This window comes from Bacillus sp. MHSD_36, assembly GCF_030757775.1.
In the GTDB taxonomy this organism is placed as follows: Bacteria; Bacillota; Bacilli; order Bacillales; family Bacillaceae_G; genus Bacillus_A.
Genome location: NZ_JAVBIS010000002.1, coordinates 316337 through 339505, shown reverse-complemented (window position 1 = coordinate 339505; position 23169 = coordinate 316337). Strand labels below are relative to the sequence as shown.

The 23169-nt window shown below is 36.0% G+C and carries 22 protein-coding genes, 1 riboswitch and 1 other annotated feature; of the genes, 15 read left to right on the top strand and 7 right to left on the bottom strand.

Annotated features, from left to right (window positions below):
• Window positions 1-64: 64 nt before the first annotated feature.
• Together mgtA and Q9B79_RS09790 are read right to left on the bottom strand one after the other, a co-directional pair.
• Window positions 65-2770, bottom strand: coding sequence for a magnesium-translocating P-type ATPase (mgtA, locus tag Q9B79_RS09795; RefSeq protein WP_306183794.1), 2706 nt, complete (start codon window positions 2768-2770; stop codon window positions 65-67).
• Window positions 2771-3104: 334 nt separating this feature from the next.
• Window positions 3105-3270, bottom strand: a riboswitch (M-box (ykoK) riboswitch).
• 161 nt (window positions 3271-3431) lie between these two features.
• Window positions 3432-3683: a DUF3932 family protein gene (locus Q9B79_RS09790; RefSeq protein ID WP_000656495.1), complete on the bottom strand. Its 252-nt coding sequence runs from the start codon at window positions 3681-3683 to the stop codon at window positions 3432-3434.
• A 189-nt stretch (window positions 3684-3872) separates the two neighbouring features.
• Here Q9B79_RS09790 and rnz point away from each other — a divergent pair, with 189 nt between their 5' ends.
• The 4 genes from rnz (at window position 3873) to sdaAA (ending at window position 7095) form a co-directional block, all read left to right on the top strand.
• Window positions 3873-4796: a ribonuclease Z gene (gene rnz / locus Q9B79_RS09785; protein WP_306183791.1), complete on the top strand. Its 924-nt coding sequence runs from the start codon at window positions 3873-3875 to the stop codon at window positions 4794-4796.
• Between the two features lie 347 nt (window positions 4797-5143).
• Window positions 5144-5329 carry a hypothetical protein gene (locus Q9B79_RS09780; RefSeq protein WP_306183789.1) on the top strand — a complete coding sequence of 62 codons (186 nt, stop codon included), beginning with the start codon at window positions 5144-5146 and terminating at the stop codon, window positions 5327-5329.
• A 209-nt stretch (window positions 5330-5538) separates the two neighbouring features.
• Entirely contained in the window at window positions 5539-6198 is a 660-nt protein-coding gene (sdaAB, locus tag Q9B79_RS09775; protein WP_306183787.1) for an L-serine ammonia-lyase, iron-sulfur-dependent subunit beta, read from the top strand.
• A gap of 18 nt (window positions 6199-6216) precedes the next feature.
• Entirely contained in the window at window positions 6217-7095 is an 879-nt protein-coding gene (sdaAA, locus tag Q9B79_RS09770) for an L-serine ammonia-lyase, iron-sulfur-dependent, subunit alpha (protein WP_306183784.1), read from the top strand.
• A gap of 171 nt (window positions 7096-7266) precedes the next feature.
• Here sdaAA and proI read toward each other — a convergent pair whose 3' ends face one another.
• Window positions 7267-8106 (bottom strand): pyrroline-5-carboxylate reductase ProI, encoded by an 840-nt coding sequence (proI, locus tag Q9B79_RS09765; protein ID WP_306183782.1) that lies wholly within the window; start codon window positions 8104-8106, stop codon window positions 7267-7269.
• Between the two features lie 165 nt (window positions 8107-8271).
• Here proI and Q9B79_RS09760 point away from each other — a divergent pair, with 165 nt between their 5' ends.
• Window positions 8272-9225: an MBL fold metallo-hydrolase gene (locus tag Q9B79_RS09760; protein WP_306183780.1), complete on the top strand. Its 954-nt coding sequence runs from the start codon at window positions 8272-8274 to the stop codon at window positions 9223-9225.
• A 9-nt stretch (window positions 9226-9234) separates the two neighbouring features.
• Window positions 9235-10029 carry an SDR family oxidoreductase gene (locus tag Q9B79_RS09755; protein WP_306183778.1) on the top strand — a complete coding sequence of 265 codons (795 nt, stop codon included), beginning with the start codon at window positions 9235-9237 and terminating at the stop codon, window positions 10027-10029.
• A gap of 30 nt (window positions 10030-10059) precedes the next feature.
• Here the strand turns inward: Q9B79_RS09755 and Q9B79_RS09750 are convergent, their stop codons facing one another.
• The gene (locus Q9B79_RS09750; RefSeq protein ID WP_306183776.1) at window positions 10060-10245 is read right to left on the bottom strand and encodes a YqzH family protein; all 186 of its coding nucleotides are present in this window, start codon (window positions 10243-10245) and stop codon (window positions 10060-10062) included.
• 224 nt (window positions 10246-10469) lie between these two features.
• Between Q9B79_RS09750 and argC the strand changes: the two genes are divergently transcribed.
• From argC to Q9B79_RS09715, 7 genes are all read left to right on the top strand, one after another.
• Window positions 10470-11507 (top strand): N-acetyl-gamma-glutamyl-phosphate reductase, encoded by a 1038-nt coding sequence (argC, locus tag Q9B79_RS09745; protein ID WP_306183774.1) that lies wholly within the window; start codon window positions 10470-10472, stop codon window positions 11505-11507.
• Between the two features lie 10 nt (window positions 11508-11517).
• Window positions 11518-12741, top strand: a complete 1224-nt coding sequence (gene argJ, locus Q9B79_RS09740; protein ID WP_306183772.1) for a bifunctional glutamate N-acetyltransferase/amino-acid acetyltransferase ArgJ — start codon at window positions 11518-11520, stop codon at window positions 12739-12741.
• A gap of 11 nt (window positions 12742-12752) precedes the next feature.
• A complete protein-coding gene (argB, locus tag Q9B79_RS09735) occupies window positions 12753-13520 on the top strand; it encodes an acetylglutamate kinase (RefSeq protein WP_306183770.1) in 768 nt (255 codons plus the stop codon).
• Window positions 13517-14677: an acetylornithine transaminase gene (locus Q9B79_RS09730; RefSeq protein ID WP_306183768.1), complete on the top strand. Its 1161-nt coding sequence runs from the start codon at window positions 13517-13519 to the stop codon at window positions 14675-14677. The genes argB and Q9B79_RS09730 overlap by 4 nt, the downstream gene beginning before the upstream one ends.
• 12 nt (window positions 14678-14689) lie before the next feature.
• Window positions 14690-15640, top strand: coding sequence for an ornithine carbamoyltransferase (gene argF / locus Q9B79_RS09725; protein ID WP_306183766.1), 951 nt, complete (start codon window positions 14690-14692; stop codon window positions 15638-15640).
• Window positions 15641-15816: 176 nt separating this feature from the next.
• The gene (locus Q9B79_RS09720) at window positions 15817-16377 is read left to right on the top strand and encodes a DUF2062 domain-containing protein (protein WP_306183764.1); all 561 of its coding nucleotides are present in this window, start codon (window positions 15817-15819) and stop codon (window positions 16375-16377) included.
• Window positions 16378-16435: 58 nt separating this feature from the next.
• The gene (locus Q9B79_RS09715; protein WP_306183762.1) at window positions 16436-16636 is read left to right on the top strand and encodes a hypothetical protein; all 201 of its coding nucleotides are present in this window, start codon (window positions 16436-16438) and stop codon (window positions 16634-16636) included.
• A gap of 24 nt (window positions 16637-16660) precedes the next feature.
• Here Q9B79_RS09715 and Q9B79_RS09710 read toward each other — a convergent pair whose 3' ends face one another.
• Entirely contained in the window at window positions 16661-17107 is a 447-nt protein-coding gene (locus Q9B79_RS09710; RefSeq protein ID WP_000445817.1) for a MarR family winged helix-turn-helix transcriptional regulator, read from the bottom strand.
• A gap of 72 nt (window positions 17108-17179) precedes the next feature.
• A complete protein-coding gene (locus tag Q9B79_RS09705; protein WP_306183760.1) occupies window positions 17180-17959 on the bottom strand; it encodes a GDSL-type esterase/lipase family protein in 780 nt (259 codons plus the stop codon).
• A gap of 365 nt (window positions 17960-18324) precedes the next feature.
• Here Q9B79_RS09705 and cpdB point away from each other — a divergent pair, with 365 nt between their 5' ends.
• Entirely contained in the window at window positions 18325-20709 is a 2385-nt protein-coding gene (cpdB, locus tag Q9B79_RS09700) for a bifunctional 2',3'-cyclic-nucleotide 2'-phosphodiesterase/3'-nucleotidase (RefSeq protein WP_306183758.1), read from the top strand.
• 48 nt (window positions 20710-20757) lie between these two features.
• On the opposite strand, the gene nhaC is transcribed toward cpdB, so the two are convergent.
• Window positions 20758-22131 carry a Na+/H+ antiporter NhaC gene (nhaC, locus tag Q9B79_RS09695; protein WP_306183756.1) on the bottom strand — a complete coding sequence of 458 codons (1374 nt, stop codon included), beginning with the start codon at window positions 22129-22131 and terminating at the stop codon, window positions 20758-20760.
• A 277-nt stretch (window positions 22132-22408) separates the two neighbouring features.
• Window positions 22409-22629 (bottom strand) — a binding site (T-box leader).
• 141 nt (window positions 22630-22770) lie between these two features.
• Between nhaC and Q9B79_RS09690 the strand changes: the two genes are divergently transcribed.
• The gene (locus Q9B79_RS09690; protein WP_306183754.1) at window positions 22771-23127 is read left to right on the top strand and encodes a hypothetical protein; all 357 of its coding nucleotides are present in this window, start codon (window positions 22771-22773) and stop codon (window positions 23125-23127) included.
• Window positions 23128-23169 lie beyond the last annotated feature (42 nt).

The window sequence follows — 23169 nt, the reverse complement described above, 5'->3', positions numbered from 1 at the left end:
CTCCATATATAAATATGTGTTATGTTTTTTAGAATGAGCGGGGAATACCCACTCATTCTTATTTTTACAACCAGCTATGAAACTTTTTAATATAAAGCTTTTTCAGGAATTGTGTTAAAAAAGCGTAGCCTAATAGTATTCCTACTAACCAAGGGAAGTAGTTAAGTGGCAATGCTTGTAAACCAACGGCTGCACCAAGTGGTGAGAATGGAATATAAATTCCGATTGCCATAATAAGAGCGGTTAATAAAACGACTGGTGTTGATGCAGTACTTTGAATGAACGGAATCTTCTGTGTTCTTATCATGTGAATAATTAAAGTTTGTGTTAACAATCCAACGACAAACCAACCAGATTGGAATAATGATTGTTCGCTAGCTGTATTCGCACCGAAGACGTTCCACATAACTACATATGTGATGATATCAAATATGGAACTAATAGGACCGATGCAAATAATGAAGTTCCGTAAGTTTGCAGTATCCCATTTTCTTGGTTTTTCTAAAAACTCTTTATCCATTTTGTCCCATGGAATAGACAATTGTGAAATATCATAAAGTAAGTTTTGAATTAAAAGGTGAATGGCAAGCATAGGCAAGAAGGGGATGAAAGCACTTGCTACTAACACACTAAATACATTTCCAAAGTTAGAACTAGCTGTCATTTTAATATATTTTAAAATATTTCCGAATGTAGTGCGTCCTTCTAGAATACCAGCTTCTAATATTGTTAAACTTTTCTCAAGTAAAATAATGTCGGAAGACTCTTTTGCAATATCGGTAGCAGTATCAACAGAAATGCCAACGTCAGCTTCACGTAACGCTACGGCATCGTTAATGCCATCTCCCATATAACCTACAGTGTGTCCATTTTCTTGTAATACTCGTATAATGCGAGATTTTTGCATTGGATTTAGTTTAGCAAATACAGTTGTTTCTTCGGCTAATTTCGCTAATACTTTATCAGGTAAAGAATTGATTTCGTAACCAAGGACAGGTTCACTGATATTCAATCCAACTTCTTTGCAAACTTTTCTTGTCACAATTTCGTTATCACCAGTTAAAATTTTCACTTGTACACCATGTTTTTGTAATGCTTGAATGGCAGTAGCCGCAGATGGTTTCGGTGGATCTAAAAAGCTAATATATCCAGCGAGAATCATATCGTTTTCATCTTGTACCGCGTACTTTTTATCATTTATTGGTCTATCTTTTTTATAAGCTACAGCAATGACACGCATACCTTCACTATTGAATGTCTCACTTAGTTGTTTTACATTTGAGCATATGCCATCGGTAAGAGAAACAACTTTGCCATCTATTTCGGTGTAGCTACAAATAGATAAAATTTCTTCTACTGCTCCTTTACAAACCATTGTATGTTCACCTGAAATATCTTTCACGATGACAGACATACGTCGGCGAGCAAAATCAAATGGAATTTCATCTAGTTTTTGAAAAATGGATGGATTAAACTTTTGGTTTTCTTCTGTATGTTTCATAACAGCTTTATCTATTAAATTTTTCAATCCTGTTTGATAGAAGCTATTTAAATAGGCAAAGTGTAATACACGATTACATGTATTACCGTTAGGATCTAAATGGTGAACAAGTACAACTTTATCTTCTGTTAAAGTTCCTGTTTTATCGGTACAAAGAATGTTCATAGCACCTAAGTTTTGAATAGAATTTAGTTGTTTTACAATTACTTTTTGTTTAGACATGTTAACAGCACCTTTTGCTAAATTAGCAGTCACAATCATTGGTAACATTTCAGGTGTGAGACCAACAGCAATTGCGATAGCGAAGAAGAATGCCTCTTGCCAATCGCCTTTTGTGAATCCGTTAATGAGAAGAACGATAGGCGCCATAATAAGCATGAATGTAATTAAGAGCCAGCTTACTTTGTTTACACCTTTATCAAAGCTTGTTTCTACGCGTTTACCGATCACTTTTTTTGCTAAAGAACCGAAATACGTATCGGTACTTGTGGAGATGACAACAGCTTTTGCACTACCACTTACAATAGTTGTACCCATAAAACAAAGATTTTCCATATCGAGTGGATTGTAATTTTTTTTCGTATTTTTCGGTAAGATATGTTTATTCTCTGTATGGTAGCAGTTTTCATACTTTTCCACAGGAAGTGCTTCCCCAGTTAAAGAGGACTGATTCACAAATAAATCTTTAGCTGATAAAATACGCACATCAGCCGGAACGATATCACCGGCTGAAAGTGAAATAATATCGCCAGGTACAAGTTCTTCAATTGGAATTTCCGTTGAATCATTTTGCTTCAAATTCATTACGTTTTTTGTTTCGTGTACAAATCTATCTATTCTAAAGACGCTCGCCGTTGTTCGAACCATAGCTTTTAACTGATTCGCAGCTTTTTGAGAACGAAATTCTTGTAAAAAGCGAATTGTTGCACTTAGCATTACCATTACAGATACAACAAGGGTTCCTTGTATGTCATCTGTGAAAAAAGAGAGTGCACCGAGAGCTAATAAAACAAAAATAAATGGATTTTTAAATGCTAATAGAAATTGAACGTACCACGGCGATGTTTTATTATGAGCGATTTCATTCGGGCCATATAAAGAAAGTCTATGAGATGCTTCTTCTTTAGAGAGTCCATTTTCTGTTGTTTCTAAAAGTCGTAACGCTTTGTTTGCATCCTGCGTTGCGACTTCCACTAATAATTTGTTATTTGTTTTCATACAATCTTGATCGTATGAATGTTTTGTTTCTTGTCTTTGTAAATTTAACATTGATAGTTCCTCCTTTTTCATGAAGGAGGAAACAAGCTGTTACTCGACTATTTAAAAATGAGGAGGAACAGTTTCTTTCCTACCTACAAGATGAAATATGAACGTAAAACATATGGGTATCTGGGCCGAATCATCAATTGCCAACTGTTCCTCACCTCCGTACAATTTAGTAGTTTCTGAATATGCTATGTTTGTTTCATAGTAAGGTGCATATATACGTAAAAAGACCTTTACTCAAAACGAGTAAAGGTCTGAATTCGCAGCTAAAAGAGTCCGTAACAAATACTGTTAGTAAACATAGATAAAAACAGTTTTTGTGTATGACAAAATATGTGCACCTCTCCCTCGTTGAGTTTTAGCACTGTATAGCATAGGTACTGAAACCAGCTACGTTAAAAAAGGCCTTCATTCCGACCTTTCCTGTTGACCCATTGGCGTCTCTCGACATTTTTGGGCAGCAGCGTTTCTCTATACAGGAGCCTCACCTAACAGAGACCATATTCAATTACATGTTGAATGTTAGCACTGTAAAATTATAGTGTCAATATCTTTTTTTGAAAAATCAAATAGGTTTATGATGGCTATATAGTAGGAAATAAGAGGGAAAATAAATACTTTAATGACATAAAAAAAGCACTGATTGCAGTGCTTTTTTTATAGATTATGAGATTGTAGCATTTTCAAAAATAACAATTTCTGAACTGTTTGTTGTTGAAACGCGTTGTGCGTAATATGTTAAAGCTGAAGAAATATATGTTGGTAACGAATCATTTGTGTGTGTTGTTGTGTATTCATGGATTAATTCTTTCAAAGTCGTCCATTCTAATTGTGCTGGGTGATCAGACACGAAAGAACTTACCCAGCGATCAAATGAAGATGAAAAATCAGTTTGTAAACGAAATGCTTCTTTCATAATAAAACGCTCCCTTAACATGTAGTATAATCATTTTAACATAAAACACGAACGATTGCTAAGTTTTTTGAGTGTAACGTTCGTGATATATAGTTGTCTAGATGATTGGTTATGTAAATTCGATTTGCCATTTGAAATAACATTCCGTAAGATGAAAGGTAGATTATATAAAGAGCTGGAGGAAAGAAAGTGGAATTTGTATTTTTAGGAACTGGTGCAGGTGTTCCTTCGAAAGGAAGGAATGTTTCAGCAATTGCTTTGCAATTGTTAGAAGAACGAGGACAGACTTGGTTATTTGATTGTGGCGAGGCGACGCAACATCAAATATTACATACATCAGTACGCCCACGCCGCATTGAAAAAATATTTATTACGCATTTACATGGTGATCATATTTTTGGCTTGCCTGGTTTATTAGGAAGCCGTTCATTTCAAGGAGGGACTACACCTTTAACAGTGTACGGACCAAAAGGAATTAAACAATTTATTGAAGTGGCATTATCAGTAAGTACGACACATGTAAAATATCCACTTGAAATTGTTGAGATAACAGAAGAAGGTACTGTGTTTGAAGACAATGAATTTCATGTGGAAACGAAAAGATTGTCACATGGTATTGAATGTTTTGGGTATCGTATTACAGAGAAAGATATACAAGGTGCCCTTTTAGTCGATAAATTGCTGGAGATGGGTGTGAAACCAGGTCCACTCTTTAAACGTTTAAAAGATGGAGAAGTAGTTGAATTAGAAAATGGTACGATACTAAATGGAAAAGATTTTATCGGCCCACCTCAAAAGGGAAGAATTATTACCATTTTAGGTGATACAAGATATTGTGAAGCGAGTAGAGAGCTGGCGCAAGACGCTGATGTACTTGTTCATGAAGCAACTTTCGCGGCAGAAGATGAACAACAAGCGTATGATTATTTCCATTCCACATCTAAGCAAGCTGCGAGTATTGCACTTCAGGCAAATGCAAAACGTTTAATATTGACTCATATTAGTTCTCGTTATCAAGGAGATACATATAAGGAATTATTGAAAGAGGCAAGGGAACTATTTTCTAATACAGAAATAGCTACGGACTTAAAATCATTTCCAGTAGAAAGATAATAATGGTATAAAAAAATGGTGACGAGAGGTTGCCATTTTTTTATTTCTAAAAAAATTAAAATAAAACTGTTATCATTTTATGCTTACATTAGATGAAACAGAAAATTTTAATGATGTGAAGATATAGGATGAAAATACATAGTATCGATTATTTAGAAAAACTGTTATATAAGTCGGACGACATACGAGTGATACAAATAGCAAAAATGGATTTTTATTCAGAACTTTTAAAATTCATTAAAAGTAAGCGTTTTATTAAAAACAAGTTATAATGAGGGCAGATTATAATTTATTGTAGGCTACATGCATTTGAGCTATTTTTCGTAACAAGTGAAGGTGACTAAATTGTGAGAGAGCAACATGAAAATTATAATAGGAAGGATATTACTATTGTTTGTATTAAGTCTTTTTCACTTTTTTGTTTTAAAGCATCAAAAAGTATGAAAGCAATGGGAGTTTCACTTGTTTATGCTATCCTTGTAAGGGGTTATGTGTTAAACTTTGGATTGCTACCAGACTTTATTGTGGGTTAGCTTATATTATTTTTAAATGAGGGTAATGCTAAGTTTCTTAATTTATTATTAGAAGAGGTATTATTTCAGGATATATTGCTTCACTGTTATTTAAAAACGATCCAATTCGTATAGCCGAACAAATTCGTGGTACAACTGGAAAAGCAACCGATTCGGTAGCTTAATAGAATAGTAAAAAATTTTTTCATAGAGGTTTAGGGGGAGTTATGATGAAGTATCGCTCAGTATTTGATATTATTGGTCCAGTTATGATTGGTCCATCAAGTTCACATACAGCAGGCGCAGCAAGAATGGGGCAAGTTGCTCGCCAGCTGTTTCGTCATGAACCAGAAAGAGTAAGCATTTCATTATATGGATCATTTGCAAAGACGTATCGTGGGCATGGTACAGATGTAGCGCTAATAGGTGGGATATTAGGATTTGAAACAGATGATTTACGTATTCCAGAGGCACTAGACATAGCAAAAGAGCGCGAAATTGAAGTGGAATTCATTGAAGAAGATGCAAATGCACCTCACCCAAATACAGCGAGAATTCGTTTGTATAAAGGTGAAGAAGAAATTGAAGTTGTTGCTTGCTCAATTGGTGGCGGTAAAATTGAAGTTGTAGAATTAAATGGATTCGATCTTCAATTATCAGGCACGAGTCCAGCACTACTTATTGTAAATAACGATCGCTTCGGTGCTATTGCAGCAGTAGCTTCAATCCTTGCGAAACACGAGATTAACATTAGTACAATGAGTGTTTCTCGTAAAGAAAAAGGAAGAAGAGCGCTTATGGTCATCGAAACAGATGAAATATTAGCAGATGAAGTGATTGAAGAAATAAAAGCGCAACAAAATATTTGTCAAGTAACTATTATGGAATAATTGCAGGGGGGACACACCATGTTTCGGAACGCAGCGGAACTAGTGGCGCAAGCTAAAGAACAAAATGTAAAAATCGCAGAAATTATGATTCAATGTGAAATGGAAACAAGAAGTATTTCGCGTGAAGAAGTAATTGCTGGTATGGAAAAGAACTTAGTCGTGATGGAGCAAGCAGTAGAACGTGGTATTCGCGGAGTGAAATCACCAACTGGTTTAACTGGTGGAGATGCTGTAAAAGTTCAAGCGTATATGAAGAGCGGAAAAGGCTTATCTGGAGATACGATTTTGGACGCAGTGAGTAAAGCTGTTGCAACAAATGAAGTAAACGCAGCAATGGGAATTATTTGTGCAACACCAACAGCAGGGTCTGCTGGAACAGTGCCAGGTGTACTATTTGCACTAAGAGAAAAATTGCAGCCTACACGTGAAGAAATGATTGAATTCTTATTTACAGCAGGAGCTTTTGGTATGGTTGTTGCCAATAACGCTTGTATTTCTGGTGCAGCGGGAGGATGCCAAGCTGAAGTTGGTTCAGCAAGTGGAATGGCAGCTGCAGCTGCAGTTGAAATGGCTGGCGGAACGCCAGATCAAGCAGCTACAGCGATGGCAATTTCATTAAAGAACATGCTTGGTTTAGTATGCGATCCTGTTGCAGGACTTGTAGAAGTACCTTGCGTAAAACGTAATGCAGCGGGTGCTTCAAATGCGATGATTTCAGCTGATTTAGCATTAGCTGGTGTAACGAGTACCATTCCATGTGATGAAGTAATTGAGGCAATGTTTAGAATCGGACAAACGATGCCAGTAGCACTTCGTGAAACAGCTGAAGGTGGACTTGCAGCAACACCGACTGGTCGCCGTCTGCAAGAAGAGATTTTTGGGAAGACTAATAACTAAACAATATATATTTATAAAAAATGGAGCTCAAGTAAGATTGAGCTCCATTTTTTATCCCACTTTAATGGGCAGTAAGACCCCCACCTCAAAATGCAGCGAAAGCAAAGAATTTAGGTGGGGGGCGGGCTGCCCATTAAAGTCCGATTGGTGAGGGCTGATTAAAGTTTCACTTTATTTTTCTTTTGTTAGTTGTTCTAATGTTATCCCAAGATTATGCGATCGTTGTGTAGCCTGTGTAATACAAGAAATAAGCGCTTGTTGAAATTGGTGTTCTTGCAATACTTCAATGCCCGCTTCGGTCGTTCCACCAGGAGAGGTAATTTCCTTTCGCAAAATAGACGGATGTTTTTCACTTGCTTTTAGCATTTCAGCAGCACCAATCATCGTTTGAAGAATAAGTGACTTTGCAACATCCTCTTTTAAACCGATTTTTTTTGCAGCTTCTTCCATCGCTTCTACTACGTAATAAATATAAGCAGGCCCACTTCCAGATAATGCAGTGACAGCATGCATATCTTCTTCCTCTACAACAGAGACGAGACCGATCGTTTCAAATAAAGCGATGGCAGTTTGAATATGTTCCGCTGTTGCATGCTTTGAAGGTGAGATAGCAGTAGCTGATTTTAAAATAGCTGCAGATGTATTTGGCATGGCACGAATAATCGGAACGTCCTTTTGAAGTAGATTTCTAATTGAATGAGTAGAAACACCTGCTAATAACGAAATAATAAGCAGGTTATTATGTATGTCTTCTTTAAAAGGGGTAAGGGCTTCTGCAACATCTTTTGGCTTCATTGCTAGAAAAAGAATATTTGTATTAGTAAGTAGTTCTTTTTTATTATGTGTACCTTTGACACCGTATTTGTTATGTAGTTCCTGTAATCTTGTCTCGTTAGAACGATTACTTACAGTAATTTGTTCGCCTTTCACAACATTTGCATGTAACAAGCCACCAATAATCGCTTCAGCAATAGAGCCCGCACCGAGAAAGGAAATGTTTTGAATACACATGATGTTCCTCCTTTAATTTTGGTTAGAAATTCTTATAAATGTACATACATTCGTTTTTTTCTAGGAAACACCTCTTTTTATCTGAAAATAATGACAAATATATAAGGAAGTTGTAAACTGAAGAAGTATTCATTTTTGAACCGGAAAGAGACAGGGGGGCTAAGCATGACGGCGATTCACCGAATGGAGATTCCTGTGCCATTTGCAGTTGAAACTGTGAATGTGTTTTTAGTTGAGGGGGAGACATTAACATTAATTGATACAGGGACTAATACAGAAGAGGCAAGAAATGCGTTAGAAAGTCAATTAGGTACATTAGGATATACGATAGAAGATATTGAAACAGTAGTCATTACGCACCATCATGCGGATCATTGTGGGCTTTTAAATATATTTTCTGAGAAGACGAACATTATTGGACACCCTTGGAATGAGCCTTGGATCACGCAAAATCCAGAATTTTTAAAGCGATATCATGAGTTTTTTAGAGAGACGGCTTTACAATTTGGTGTTCCAGCAGCATTTTTGAAAGACGAGGCGTTATTGACGACAAGGACACTGAAATATTCTTGTAATAGATCGTTAACGCATACTGTGAGAGAGGGAGATCGTATTGATTCAATGCCTGGTTTTACAGTGATTGAAACACCAGGTCATGCTTCCACTCATATTTCATTATATAGAGAATCTGATGGAATACTAATTGGCGGGGATGCTCTCATTAGTCATATTTCTTCGAATCCAATATTAGAACCACCATATGAAGGACAAACAGAAAGGGCACGCCCGTTATTGCAATATAATCAAACGTTAAAGCGTTTAAGTGAAATGAATATTTCGCGCATTTTATCAGGACATGGAGAAGATGTTCTAAATGTGAAACAACTTATTGAAACGAGATTACAAAAGCAAGAAATACGTGCGTTTAAAGTGCTTGAGTTACTAAAGGAAAAACCAATGACAGCATTTGAAGTATGTGTAAAACTATTTCCAGTATTATATAAGGAGCAATTGCCACTTACTATTTCAGAAACGGTTGGACAATTAGACTTTTTAGCATATAATCAACAAGTGATGATTGATGATTCTTCGCAACAATTGATTTATTATGCAAAGTAGGTGACAGCAATGACGGGACGTTTACAAAATAAAGTAATCGTCATTACAGGTGCTTCTAGTGGAATTGGGGAGCAAGTTGCAATGCAAGTTGCAGAACAAGGAGCAACGCCAGTATTAATGGCTAGAACAGAAGAGAAATTAAAAGCATTAGCAGAAAAAATTAAAGAAACTTATAATACGCCTTGCTATTATTATGTATTAGATGTAAGTGAAGAGACGGAAGTACAATCTGTTTTTTCAAAGGTATTACAGGAAGTGGGACGTATTGATATATTAGTAAACAATGCGGGATTTGGTATTTTTAAAACGTTTGAAGATGCGTCAATGGATGAAGTGAAAGATATGTTTCAAGTAAATGTATTTGGATTAGTAGCCTGTACGAAAGCAGTACTACCTTATATGGTGAAAAGAAACGAAGGGCATATTATTAATATTGCTTCACTTGCTGGGAAAATTGCAACTCCGAAATCGAGTGCGTATGCAGCGACGAAACATGCCGTATTAGGATTTACGAATAGTTTACGTATGGAATTATCTAGTACAAATATTTTCGTAACAGCGATTAATCCAGGTCCAATCGATACGAACTTTTTTGAAATAGCTGATCAATCTGGTACATATGTGAAAAATATGAGACGATACATGTTAAAACCAACATATGTTGCAGAACAAATCGTAAAATCGATGCAAATGAAAAAGCGTGAAGTAAACTTACCGAAGTGGATGGGCATTGGTCCGAAGCTGTATGTTCTATTCCCGGGTTTATTTGAGCGTATTGCAGGCAAATCATTAAGTAAAAAATAGGAGATTTCCATATGGAAATCTCCTATTTTTTTATTTTCCAGTCACATAATCGTAAACGATATCCTCAATTGCCTCGTATACATCAATTTCAGTATTTGAATGAATTATCGTTTGAATATGTTTAATTAGCATTTCCTGATCTTCATTTGACATAGGATTACATTGATATTGTTGAAAACTTTTTATAATCATTTTCTCAATTAATTTCTCATTCATGTTTTTCCCCGCCTGTATGTATACATGTATTGTTTTATTGTACTTGAAGCAAAACAAAAAAACTACTATACACTATTTATGTATAAAAAATCTGCTCTGTATATTGTTTTTTCAGTAAAATTAAGTTTTTAAAGTTTATTAAATTTATAAATATTTAATTGACTCTATAAATATACAATATTATAATCATACTTAATTTAAAGAATTGATATGAGGAGGAGCATATGAAAGTCGCAATTATTGGAGCAACTGGGTATGGAGGTATTGAGTTAATTCGGTTATTAGAGCAACATCCATATTTTTCGATAGCATCTCTTCATTCTTTTTCTCAAGTTGGCGAGTGTATAACAAATGTATATCCGCATTTTCAAAACGTTCTTGTTCATACGTTACAAGAAATTGATGCAGAGGAAATAGTGAAAGAAGCAGAAATTGTATTTTTGGCAACCCCGGCAGGAGTATCAGCAGAGCTAACTCCAAAATTATTAGCAGTAGGTTTAAAAGTAATTGACCTATCTGGAGACTTTCGTATGAAAGACCCTTTTATATATGAACAGTGGTACAAAAGGACAGCTGCAAAAGAAGAAGTTCTTAGTAAAGCTGTATATGGGTTAAGTGAATGGAAAAGGTCTGAGATTCAAAATGCAGATTTAATTGCAAACCCAGGATGCTTTGCTACAGCTGCATTATTAGCGGTATTGCCATTAGTCCGTAACGGCATAATTGAAGAGGATTCCATAATTATTGATGCGAAATCAGGAGTATCAGGAGCAGGCAAAACGCCAACAACAATGACTCACTTTCCTGAGTTATACGATAACCTGCGTATTTATAAAGTAAATGAGCATCAACACGTTCCTGAGATCGAGCAAATGCTTAGAGAGTGGGATAGGGAAACAAAGCCAATCACGTTTAGTACGCATTTAATACCGATATCACGGGGGATTATGGTTACACTTTATGCGAAAGTAAAACGAGAAATGGAAATAGAGAAACTTCAAAAATTATATGAAGAAACGTATGAGCAATCGCCTTTCATTCGAATTCGTATGCAAGGAGAGTTTCCAAGTCCGAAAGAAGTGAGGGGCTCAAATTATTGTGATATGGGGATAGCTTACGATGAAAGAACCGGAAGAGTGACAGTCGTTTCTGTTATAGACAATATGATGAAAGGTGCGGCTGGGCAAGCGATTCAAAATGCAAATATAGTAGCGGGACTAGAAGAAACAACAGGTTTACAGCATATGCCGCTTTATTTATAAGGGGGACATGATGATTAAAGTAGAGTCTATTACAAAATTAAAAAATGGTTCAATTGTAACGCCAAAAGGCTTTTCGGCAATCGGTACTGCAAATGATTTGAAAAAAGACAAAAAGGATTTAGGTGTAATCATTTGTGAAGTGCCAGCATCATGTGCTGCCGTTTATACAACGAATCAAATACAAGCAGCTCCCCTGCAAGTAACGAAAGAAAGTATAGCGGCTGAAGGGAAATTACAAGCTATTATCGTCAATAGTGGAAATGCAAATGCTTGTACAGGAATGAAAGGGTTACAGGATGCTTACGAGATGCGTGCATTAGGAGCGGAACATTTTGGAGTGAAAGAAAATTACGTTGCAGTTGCTTCAACAGGTGTAATTGGTGTCCCTTTACCGATGGATATCATCCGAAAGGGAATTGCAACTCTTATCCCGACGAAGGAAGAAAGTGAAGCTCATTCTTTTTCTGAAGCAATCTTAACGACGGATCTTATAACGAAAGAAACTTGCTATGAGATGATGATTGATGGGAAGAAAGTGACGATTGCTGGTGTTGCGAAAGGTTCAGGGATGATTCATCCAAATATGGCAACGATGCTAAGTTTTATTACGACAGACGCTCATATAGAGCATGACGTATTACAAACAGCATTATCACAAATCACGAATCATACATTCAATCAAATTACGGTAGATGGAGATACTTCTACGAATGATATGGTCATCGTTATGGCAAGTGGATTATCAGAAACGAAACCAATCAATATGGAACATGCAGATTGGGAAACTTTCGTATTTGTTTTACAGAAGGTATGTGAAGATTTAGCGAAAAAAATCGCACAAGATGGTGAGGGCGCTACAAAGTTAATAGAAGTAAATGTGTTAGGAGCTCGAACGAATGAAGAAGCAAAGAAAATTGCAAAGCAAATAGTCGGTTCGAGTCTTGTGAAAACAGCAATACATGGTGAAGATCCAAACTGGGGGCGAATTATTAGCAGTATTGGACAAAGTGAAGTCGCGATTAACCCAAATACAATTGATATTACTCTTCAATCTATTGCGGTGCTGAAAAATAGCGAACCTCAAATGTTTTCTGAAGAGGAAATGAAAATGAAATTAAAAGAACATGAAATTATGATTAATGTGTATTTACATTTAGGAGAAGAGACAGGATCAGCTTGGGGCTGTGACCTAAGCTATGAATATGTGAAAATAAACGCTTGTTATCGTACATAAGGAGAGAGAAGATGAGCGATTATATTGTAGTGAAATGCGGCGGTAGTATGTTGGATCAACTAAATGATGTGTTTTTTGATTGCATAAAGAAATTGCAACAGAAGTATAAAGTAGTGATTGTCCATGGCGGTGGCCCAGAAATTGATGCTCAATTAAAAGATTGTAACATCGAAGTAGAAAAAAGAGATGGATTACGAGTAACACCAAAAGAAGTTATGGATATTGTTCAAATGGTGCTATGCGGAAGTACGAATAAAAAGTTTGTAATGAAGTTGCAAAGACATAATTTACTTGCGGTAGGTTGCTCAGGGTGTGATGGCAAGTTACTTCAAGTTCAACCTGTCGGTGAGGAGATAGGATATGTGGGAGAAGTAAGGTATGTCGAAACGGCCTTACTAAAAGGATTAATAAATATGAACTATATTCCTGTTATTGCTCCGGTCGGCATAAATGATAATGAGATTTATAACATAAATGCAGATACCGCCGCAGCTGGAATTGCGGCCGCATTATCTGCAAAAGAACTCATTTTTATTACAGATGTAGATGGGGTATTACATGAAGGGAAGTTAGTAAAGAAAACCGACGAATTTGAGATTGTTAATTTTATAGAAAACGGTGTTATTACAGGTGGGATGATTCCGAAAGTACAGGCGGCACTAACATCATTAAAAATGGGAGTGCAAAAGGTTAGTATCGTAAATGGAACGAAGGATTTTACTGGGGTTACAGGTGAGTGTATCGGAACGACGGTAACGAGGGGTGTGAGTATTGCATGACCAGTCATCTTTTTCAAACGTATGGGAGAAGAAAGATTGAGTTTGTAAAGGGAAAAGGAACGAAAGTTATTGATAATAACAGTAAGCAATATTTAGATTTCACATCAGGAATCGGTGTATGTAATTTAGGACATTGTCATCCTATTGTTATGAAAGCCGTACAAGAGCAACTGCATGAAATATGGCATATATCTAACCTGTTTACAAACAGCTTACAAGAAGAAGTCGCGTCATTATTAACAGAAAATATAGCATTAGATTATGTGTTTTTCTGTAATAGTGGGGCAGAGGCGAATGAAGCAGCTTTGAAATTAGCCCGTAAGCATACTGGAAAATCTCTCGTCGTAACATGCGAGCAGTCTTTTCACGGTAGAACATTCGGAACGATGAGTGCGACGGGACAAAATAAAGTGAAAGAGGGATTTGGTCCATTACTTCCATCTTTTTTACATATTCCTTTTAACGATATTAAGGCATTGGAAGCGGTAATGAATGAAGAAGTTGCGGCAGTAATGGTAGAAGTTGTTCAAGGTGAGGGAGGAGTAGTACCGGCTAATCTAGCCTTTTTGATAGAGATTGAAACATTATGTAAGAAGTCCGGTTCCCTATTTATTATAGATGAAGTACAAACTGGAATTGGAAGAACTGGGACATTATTTGCTTACGAACAAATGGGAATACATCCTCATATCGTTACTACCGCTAAGGCGCTTGGAAATGGCATTCCAGTTGGAGCAATGATTGGCCGGAAAGAACTTGGAACATCGTTTCCTGCAGGATCACACGGTTCAACGTTTGGTGGAAACTATATTGCAATGGCTGCAGCGAAAGAAGTATTGCAAATAACTAAGAAACCATCGTTTTTAAAAGAAGTAAAGGAAAAGGGCGAGTACGTATTACGGAAGTTGCAAGAGGAATTACGACATGTCGAATGTATTCAAAATATACGTGGTAAGGGGCTTATGATTGGAATTGAGTGTACGCATGAGGTTTCAAGTTTTATAGAACAACTAGAGAAAGAAGGGCTTCTCGTATTACAAGCAGGACCTACTGTTATAAGACTATTACCACCACTTATTGTGACGAATGAAGAATTAGAACAGGCAGTATATATGATAAAAAAAGTAGTTTGTACAAAAAACGTATCAATTATATAAGGGGGAAGTTTCATGTCAACTGTACAAGTACCGAAATTAAATACGAAGGATCTTTTAACATTAGAAGAACTGACACAAGAAGAAATTATTTCTTTAATTGAGTTCGCTATATATTTAAAAAAGAATAAGCAGGAGCCTTTATTACAGGGCAAAATATTAGGGCTTATCTTTGATAAACATTCAACTCGTACTCGCGTATCTTTTGAAGCGGGAATGGTACAGCTCGGGGGACATGGTATGTTTTTAAGTGGGAAAGAGATGCAGATTGGAAGAGGAGAGAGCGTTTCAGATACTGCGAAAGTATTATCTCATTATATTGACGGGATCATGATACGTACATTCTCACATGCGGATGTAGAAGAGCTTGCGAAAGAATCGAGCATACCTGTAATTAACGGTTTAACGGACGATCATCATCCTTGTCAAGCATTGGCAGACTTAATGACAATATATGAAGAAAAAAATACATTTAAAGGAACAAAATTGGCTTACGTAGGTGACGGAAATAATGTATGTCATTCATTGTTGTTAGCGAGTGCGAAAGTCGGAATGCATATGGCTGTTGCAACGCCTATAGGATATGAACCGAATGAAGAGATTGTAAAAAAAGCGTTAGCGATTGCCGAGCAAACAGGAGCTGAAATTGAAATTCTGCATAACCCTGAACTAGCGGTGAATGAAGCAGATTTCATTTATACTGACGTTTGGATGAGCATGGGGCAAGAGGGAGAAGAAGAGAAATATACTTTATTTCAACCTTACCAAATCAATAAAGAACTTGTTACGCATGCGAAGCAAACATATCGTTTCTTACACTGTTTACCTGCCCATCGCGAAGAGGAAGTAACAGGGGAAATTATAGATGGACCACAGTCTATCGTCTTTAAGCAAGCTGGTAATCGATTGCATGCGCAAAAAGCATTATTAGTAAGTTTATTTAAAAATGTAGAAGAGCTTTCTTAAATGAAGTGCACCTCAATTGTTAGACACGAATAACAATTTGAGGTGCACTTTTTATATTGAAATGTCATATGTATATTTAGTTAACCATTTCGATATCATTTATAATAAAAGAGAAAGTGAAATTTGTTTTTCAGAGTATGTAAGGGCATACTACATATAAAAATATAGTTAAAGAGATGATGAGAGTGAAAACACCTAAGAAAACATATTCGTTTTTTCAGCGGATGTGGAGAATATTAAAGTTTCAATATTATAAGTTACTTCGATCACCAGAAGGTGCAAAGAAAGTATCATTAGGTTTTGCGATTGGTTTTGGTTTAGAGATGCTGGTTATATATACGGCATCGCTCGTATATATAGTATTTTATCCAATCGTTCGATTAGCGAAGGGATCCTTTCCTGCTGCGGTTATTGGTAATATTATTGGGAAAATATCATTTTTACCGGTATTGTTATTTCCATTTGCTTATGCGTTAGGAAAAATGATTTATCCATTTCATGTGAAAAAAATACACCATGAACCATTTACAATGTCTGACTTGTTCTCAAGCCACATTTTTACGATGTTAAAGAGCTTGTTACAGAGTGAGGTGTATGTATTAATTGGTATGACGATAATAGGAGTTGTGTTTGGGGTAATTTCATATTTTGTTGTGCATTATTTATATGAAAAGAACCGTAAGTTACGTTTGAAGAACAGAAAGAAACGAGTGAGAGAACCACTTGTGCAAATATAAAGAGAGTCACACTCATTTTCTCCTTTGAATATGTTTAAGAAAAAGGAGGAGAGAATGAATGTATTATTACGTACCGCAAGTATATCCATATGTAAATTATTATCCGGTTTATGATATGAATAGACAATACGAATTATATCGACAACAACAAGTACAGCAATTGTCACAAATACAACAACAGCCTACGCAAGAACAAAAACCATATTTAACGACATGGCCATATTCAAATGTATACTACGGTAATTATTACGAATCATAAAGCTGCTTCTATTTAGAAGCAGCTTTATGCGTTCGTTTTCAAAATTAAATTTTGAATGGTTTGAAGAGAGTGAATGAGTTTTTCACGTTCTTCCTCAGATAACGTTTGGAAATTTTCCTTTAATTTGTCTAAAATGAATTGTTGATATTGATTTACTAACAATTTCCCTTCAGCTGTTAGGGAAATTAAAATGACCCGTCGATCTTTTTCGCTATAATGACGCTCTATTAATTCTTCTTGAATCAGTTTATTTAATAGAGGTGTCATATTGGGCCTTGAAATCGCTAGCCGCTTGCCGATTTCGGAAACTGCTAATGTGCCATTTTCATGCAGAAGTAGTAATACTTGTGTATGTGATGGCGGCATATGTCTTTGAGAAGAAAATTCTCCAGGAAGCATAAATTTGCGATAAAAAAGAGGCACTAGCGAAAGAAGATGATCAACAATACGTTCCCACTCGCGTGATTCCATATAAAGGCCCCCTTCCACTCTCATTGTAACAAAAAAGACATGTTATAAAAATAGAATTGTTTCATGGAAATTTTAATATTTGTAGGCCAACACTTTTTTTGTAAATGAATCGGCAATAATCGTATAGCCTTTGTCATTCGGGTGTACTTGGTCAAAGAGTAATTCTTTCTTATCATTAGATATTAATTTGCGAATTGGTAAAACGATAGACGGTTGATTTGCTTTAGCAATGGAATAAACAGATTCATTCCAGCCATCTAAAAACATATCTGCATAACTCGCGATGGAATCATCAAGTTGTAACGGGTTATAGAGTTCAGAAAGAATGAGTAAAGCATCCGGATTTTGATCTCGAACTGTCTTTACAATATTTTTTACATCCGCTTCAAAATGAGCCTTTTCTTTATTTAACATTTTAATACCGTCTATAACACCGACATCACGATTTAAGCGAAATAAATTATTTCCTCCAATATTTATCGTAATGATATTTGCTGCTCTAATCTTTTGCTTTACATCTTCTGATTGAACTTTTTTAGCGAGACGATCTGTTGTAAGACCGTTTATCCCAAGATTTTCTACGGTAATTGGTTTATGAATTTGTGCTTCGATTTGTCTAGAAGCTAATTCAGCAAATCCTCCCTGCGTCGATCCATATCCTTTGGCGAGCGAATCACCTAGTACGAGATGATAGAAAGAATCGTTTGTTTGCTTATCAATCCAACTTGGAGTAGATGTTTTTTCTGTTTTTTCTTCTGGTTCATTTTGTTTTGTCTCATCGTTCTTTTCAAAATAAGAATAAGAAATGATTAGAAGGAGGAGACAAACAATTGTTAAGATGACTTTTTTCATAAATTCATCCTCCTTGTAATTGGTAATTGTATCATATTCAGCAGTATTAACAATGTAAGGGCATATTATATGTTTATGAAAAGTTTATAATAACTTTACAGAAAATTTGTTGAAGTTTGTCAAAAAATATTGACGATAGGAAAGAACTTTATATATGATAATGTCAGATAAGGTGAAACTTTAATTAGTGGGAGCTTTATTTCCTATTAATTGTTAGTCTTCATCAATCGAGCGTTTAAGGGGACTACTCGTTAGCGCAGGGTGAAATGAAAATTGTGTCTCTAATAGAAGAAAAAAGGTATGTGGTTAGAGAAAGATAGGGATTCATTTCATTATTTCTGGTAATTGTATAAGGGGGATTTTTTGTGAAAAAGTCAAAAAAAATGCTAGCTGGAGCAACTCTTGCTATTGGTGTTATAGCGCCGCAAGTATTGCCAGCAACAGCTCATGCAGATGAGCAAACTGGGGAGAGTACGGTTAACTTACGAATTCTAGAAACATCAGATATTCACGTTAACTTAATGAATTACGATTATTATCAAACAAAAACAGATAATAAAGTAGGTCTTGTACAAACTGCAACACTTGTTAATAAGGCACGTGAAGAAGCGAAGAACTCTGTCCTATTTGATGATGGGGATGCATTACAAGGGACACCACTTGGAGATTATGTAGCGAATAAAATAAATGATCCGAAGAAGCCTGTGGATCCTAGTTATACACATCCATTATATCGTTTAATGAATTTAATGAAGTATGACGTCATCTCTCTTGGGAATCATGAATTTAACTACGGTTTAGACTATTTAAACAAAGTAATTAGTAAAACAGAGTTCCCGGTTATTAACTCGAACGTCTATAAAGATGATCATGATAATAATGAAGCGAACGATGAAAATTATTTTAAACCATATCATATTTTAGAGAAAGAAGTAGTGGATGAAGCAGGCCAAAAACAAATAGTAAAAATTGGTGTAATAGGATTTGTCCCACCTCAAGTTATGAACTGGGATAAGGCAAATTTAGAAGGAAAAGTAAAAGCGAAAGATATTGTCAAAACAGCGAATAAATTAGTACCGAAACTGAAAAATGAGGAACATGCAGATATTGTCGTTGCACTAGCGCATTCTGGCGTCGATAAGAGTGGATACAACGTTGGGATGGAAAATGCGTCGTATTATTTAACAGAAGTTCCTGGTGTAGATGCAGTATTAATGGGACATTCACATACTGAAGTGAAGGATGTATTTAATGGTGTTCCAGTTGTAATGCCTGGCGTCTTTGGAAGTAACTTAGGTATTATTGATATGCAATTGAAAAAGGTAAACGGAAAATGGGAAGTACAAAAAGAGCAATCGAAGCCGCAACTTCGTCCGATTGCTGATGGTAAAGGGAACCCATTCGTACAATCTGATGAAAAATTAGTTAATGAAATTAAAGATGAGCATCAAGCGACAATTGATTATGTGAATACAGCTGTAGGAAAAACGACAGCGCCAATTAATAGTTATTTCTCATTAGTACAAGATGATCCTTCCGTACAACTTGTGACAAATGCGCAAAAATGGTATGTAGAAGAGGAATTTAAAAAACCAGATTACGAAAAATATAAAGGAATTCCAGTTTTATCTGCGGGTGCACCATTTAAAGCAGGTGGCCGAAACGGTGCTACATATTATACGGACATTCCAGCTGGAACGTTAGCGATTAAAAACGTGGCAGATTTATATGTATATCCAAATACTTTATATGCTGTAAAAGTAAATGGGGCACAAGTGAAAGAATGGCTTGAAATGTCTGCAGGTCAGTTTAATCAAATTTATCCAAAGAAAACAGAAGAACAGCCGTTAGTAAATATAGGATACCCTACATATAACTTCGATATTTTAGATGGCTTAAAATACGAAATTGATGTAACACAACCAGCGAAATACGATAAAGATGGAAAAGTTGTAAATGCAAATGCGAATCGTATTGTAAATATGACATATGAAGGTAAACCAGTAGCTGACAATCAAGAGTTTATTGTCGCTACAAATAACTATCGTGGAAGTAGCCAAACGTTCCCAGGTGTAAGCAAAGGGGAAGTTGTATATCAATCACAAGATGAAACACGTCAAATCATTGTGAAGTATATGCAAGAAACACCAGTTATTGATCCAGCAGCAGATAAAAATTGGATGTTTAAACCGATTGTTGCCGATAAATTACATACAACATTCGATTCTTCACCAAATGCACAAAAATATATAAAGAAAGATGGGAAAATATCATATGTTGGACCATCTGAAAATGAATTTGCTAAATATGCAATTGATATAACGAAGAAGAACGATGATGATAAGGAAACTGGTGGAGAGAACCCAACACCACCAACAACAGGTGAAGGAAATAATGGAGGAAATCCAACAACACCACCAACAGGTGAAGGGAATAACGGAGAGAACCCAACGACACCACCAACAGGTGAAGGGAATAATGGAGAGAACCCAACGACACCACCAACAGGTGAAGGGAATAATGGAGAGAATCCAACGACACCACCAACAGATGAAGGTAATAATGCAGGATCTGGACAAACTACAATGGATAATCAAAACGCAAAAGAAACAACAACAGTAAGCGAAAAGAAAGAAGAACGTGATTTACCGAAGACTGGTACAAGTGTTGTTTCTACAATTGGAGCAGGTTTGGCGTTTGTTGGAGCAGGATTACTTCTGTTATTTAGAAGAAAGAAAGCAAATAGATAGTGGAGAAATATAAAAGGATTACCGATTCAGGTAATCCTTTTTAATATATTATGAAAGTGTTACAGCTTTTTCTTTCTTCCATGAAAGGCCAAATCCAGTGAAACCAACAATTATTGTTAAGACTGGGCAAGCTAAACAGAAAATTGCGAATGGAAGGTAATCAAATGTCGGAATGCCAAGGACGTTCGATAAGAATACACCACTTACACCCCATGGTACGAGCGGATTAATAACTGTACCTGCATCTTCTAATACTCGTGATAAATTACGACGTTCTAAACCGACTTCATCGTATTTATTAGCAAATGCTTGTCCTGTTAAAACGATGGATAAGTATTGCTCACCAAGTAAGAAATTTACACCAATTGCAGTTGAAGCAGTAGAAATAATTAAGCGTGTACTATTTTTTACGAAGCTAGAGATGATATTCATCAGCTGCGCGATAATACCCATTCCTTGTAATAATCCTCCCATACAAAGAGCTAGGAAAATAAGCGCAATCGACATCATCATACTTTGTAAACCACCGCGAGATAGTAAGCTATCAATGTCTTTAATACCAGTTTTAGAAACATAGCCGTCTTGCATAATTTTCATTAAATCAGCTAAAGAAGTGCTAGGTTTAAAAATAAAGAGAATAATAATTCCTACCACGATTCCTGCAAGCAATGTTGGAACTGCTGGAACTTTTTTAAATGCGAATAGGAACAGTAATAAAATTGGGATTAGTGTAACGATAGAAATTGTTGTATTTTTCTCTAATGTACTAATAAAGTTTGTGAAGTCAACGTCTCCGCTAGTGCCGCCTCCTAAAATGAAAAATGCGATAAAAGCAATAATGAAGGCTGGAACTGTTGTCCAAAGCATGTTACGAATGTGCTCAAATAAATCTACACCCGTTACAGCAGGAGCTAAGTTTGTTGTATCAGATAAAGGAGACATTTTATCTCCAAAGAACGCACCAGAAATAATTGCACCAGCAATTAGAGCCGGATCGTATCCGAGAGCACTACCCATGCCCATAAAGGCAAGTCCTACAGTTGCGGCAGTTGTAAAGGCACTACCGATACTCGTTCCAACAATTGCACAAACAACGAAAACAGTTGGAATGAAAATTTTAGGAGATACAAGTTGGAAGCCGTATACCATTAAAGTTGGGATTGTTCCAGCGGCGATCCAAACACTAATTAATACGCCTACAAGTAAGAAAATAAAAATAGATGGAATACCAGCTGAAATACTACTAATCATCCCTTTTTCCATCGTAGACCAATCAATTTTTTTCATAAATCCAAATGCTAATAAAAGAACGATGCCAAATAAAATCGGGATGTGTGGTGAAACTTCTAATTTGATAACACTAAAGCCAATGCAGAAAAAGATAAAAATTGTTAAAAGAACAGATTCAATTTTTGAAACCATTGTGTTCCCCTCCTAAGTAATCTAAAATAGCTCTTTTTTATATAAAATTCGCCAATATTGTTTATTTCCTTCTAAAATTTAGAATTTTGTGACAAATTACCGATAATTGTTGGTTTTTCAATATGATTCGAAAATGATTGGATAAAAAAACGTCCCTGCATATAATTATGCAGGGACGAAGAAATCGCGGTACCACCCTAGCTTGTGAAATGAATGTATCACAAAATAAAGGGTCGTATGATATGCGCTAATAAAATAAAAACGTCCCTGCAATATATGCAGGGACGAAAAATTCGCGGTACCACCCTAAATTGTGAAACAGTGTCGTTTCACCACTCTTTAGATATAACGGTCTATAACCGTCTTTTACTACTCCTTACGTTTCGCAAAAGAAGCTCCAGGGGGTAATTCATAATTCGCTCTGTACTGGTTCGCACCGACCACCAGCTCTCTGAAATCAGAAATCGAAATACTACTAAATCCTATCAATGCCGATTCATATGATGTTAGTTAAATTTTTATCATATATTCGTCTGACATGTCAATAAAAATATTCAATAATTTTTTAGGGAAATAAAGGAGAACGATTTTAATCCTGTGAAAATGTGCGTTATAATGAATTTGAAAGGGGAGGAAAGAGTGAAGAAAAAAATAATTCTTTTTACTACCTTACTAGTCATCGGCGGAAGTGCTGGAATTTACACAGCTTTTGCAGCTGAATCAGAGCAGGCGAAACAAAAGCAAATACAGCAGTCAGAAGTGAAGAAAGCAAAAGAAGCTGAAGAGAAGAAGTCGATGGAAAAAGCAGCTGAGAAACTAGGGGTTTCTACGGAAGGGAAAACAAAAGAAGAGGTTGCGAAAGAAGTAAATACCGCAAGATTTGAGAAGCGCCATGATCTATTGATTGAACATGCAAAACAACTTGGGATTGATACAGAAGGAAAAAAAGATGAAGAGATTATTTTAGAAATCGGAAAGATACAACATGGAAAGTAGAACAACTTATCGTATGATAAGTTGTTCTTTTTAAAGAACTAC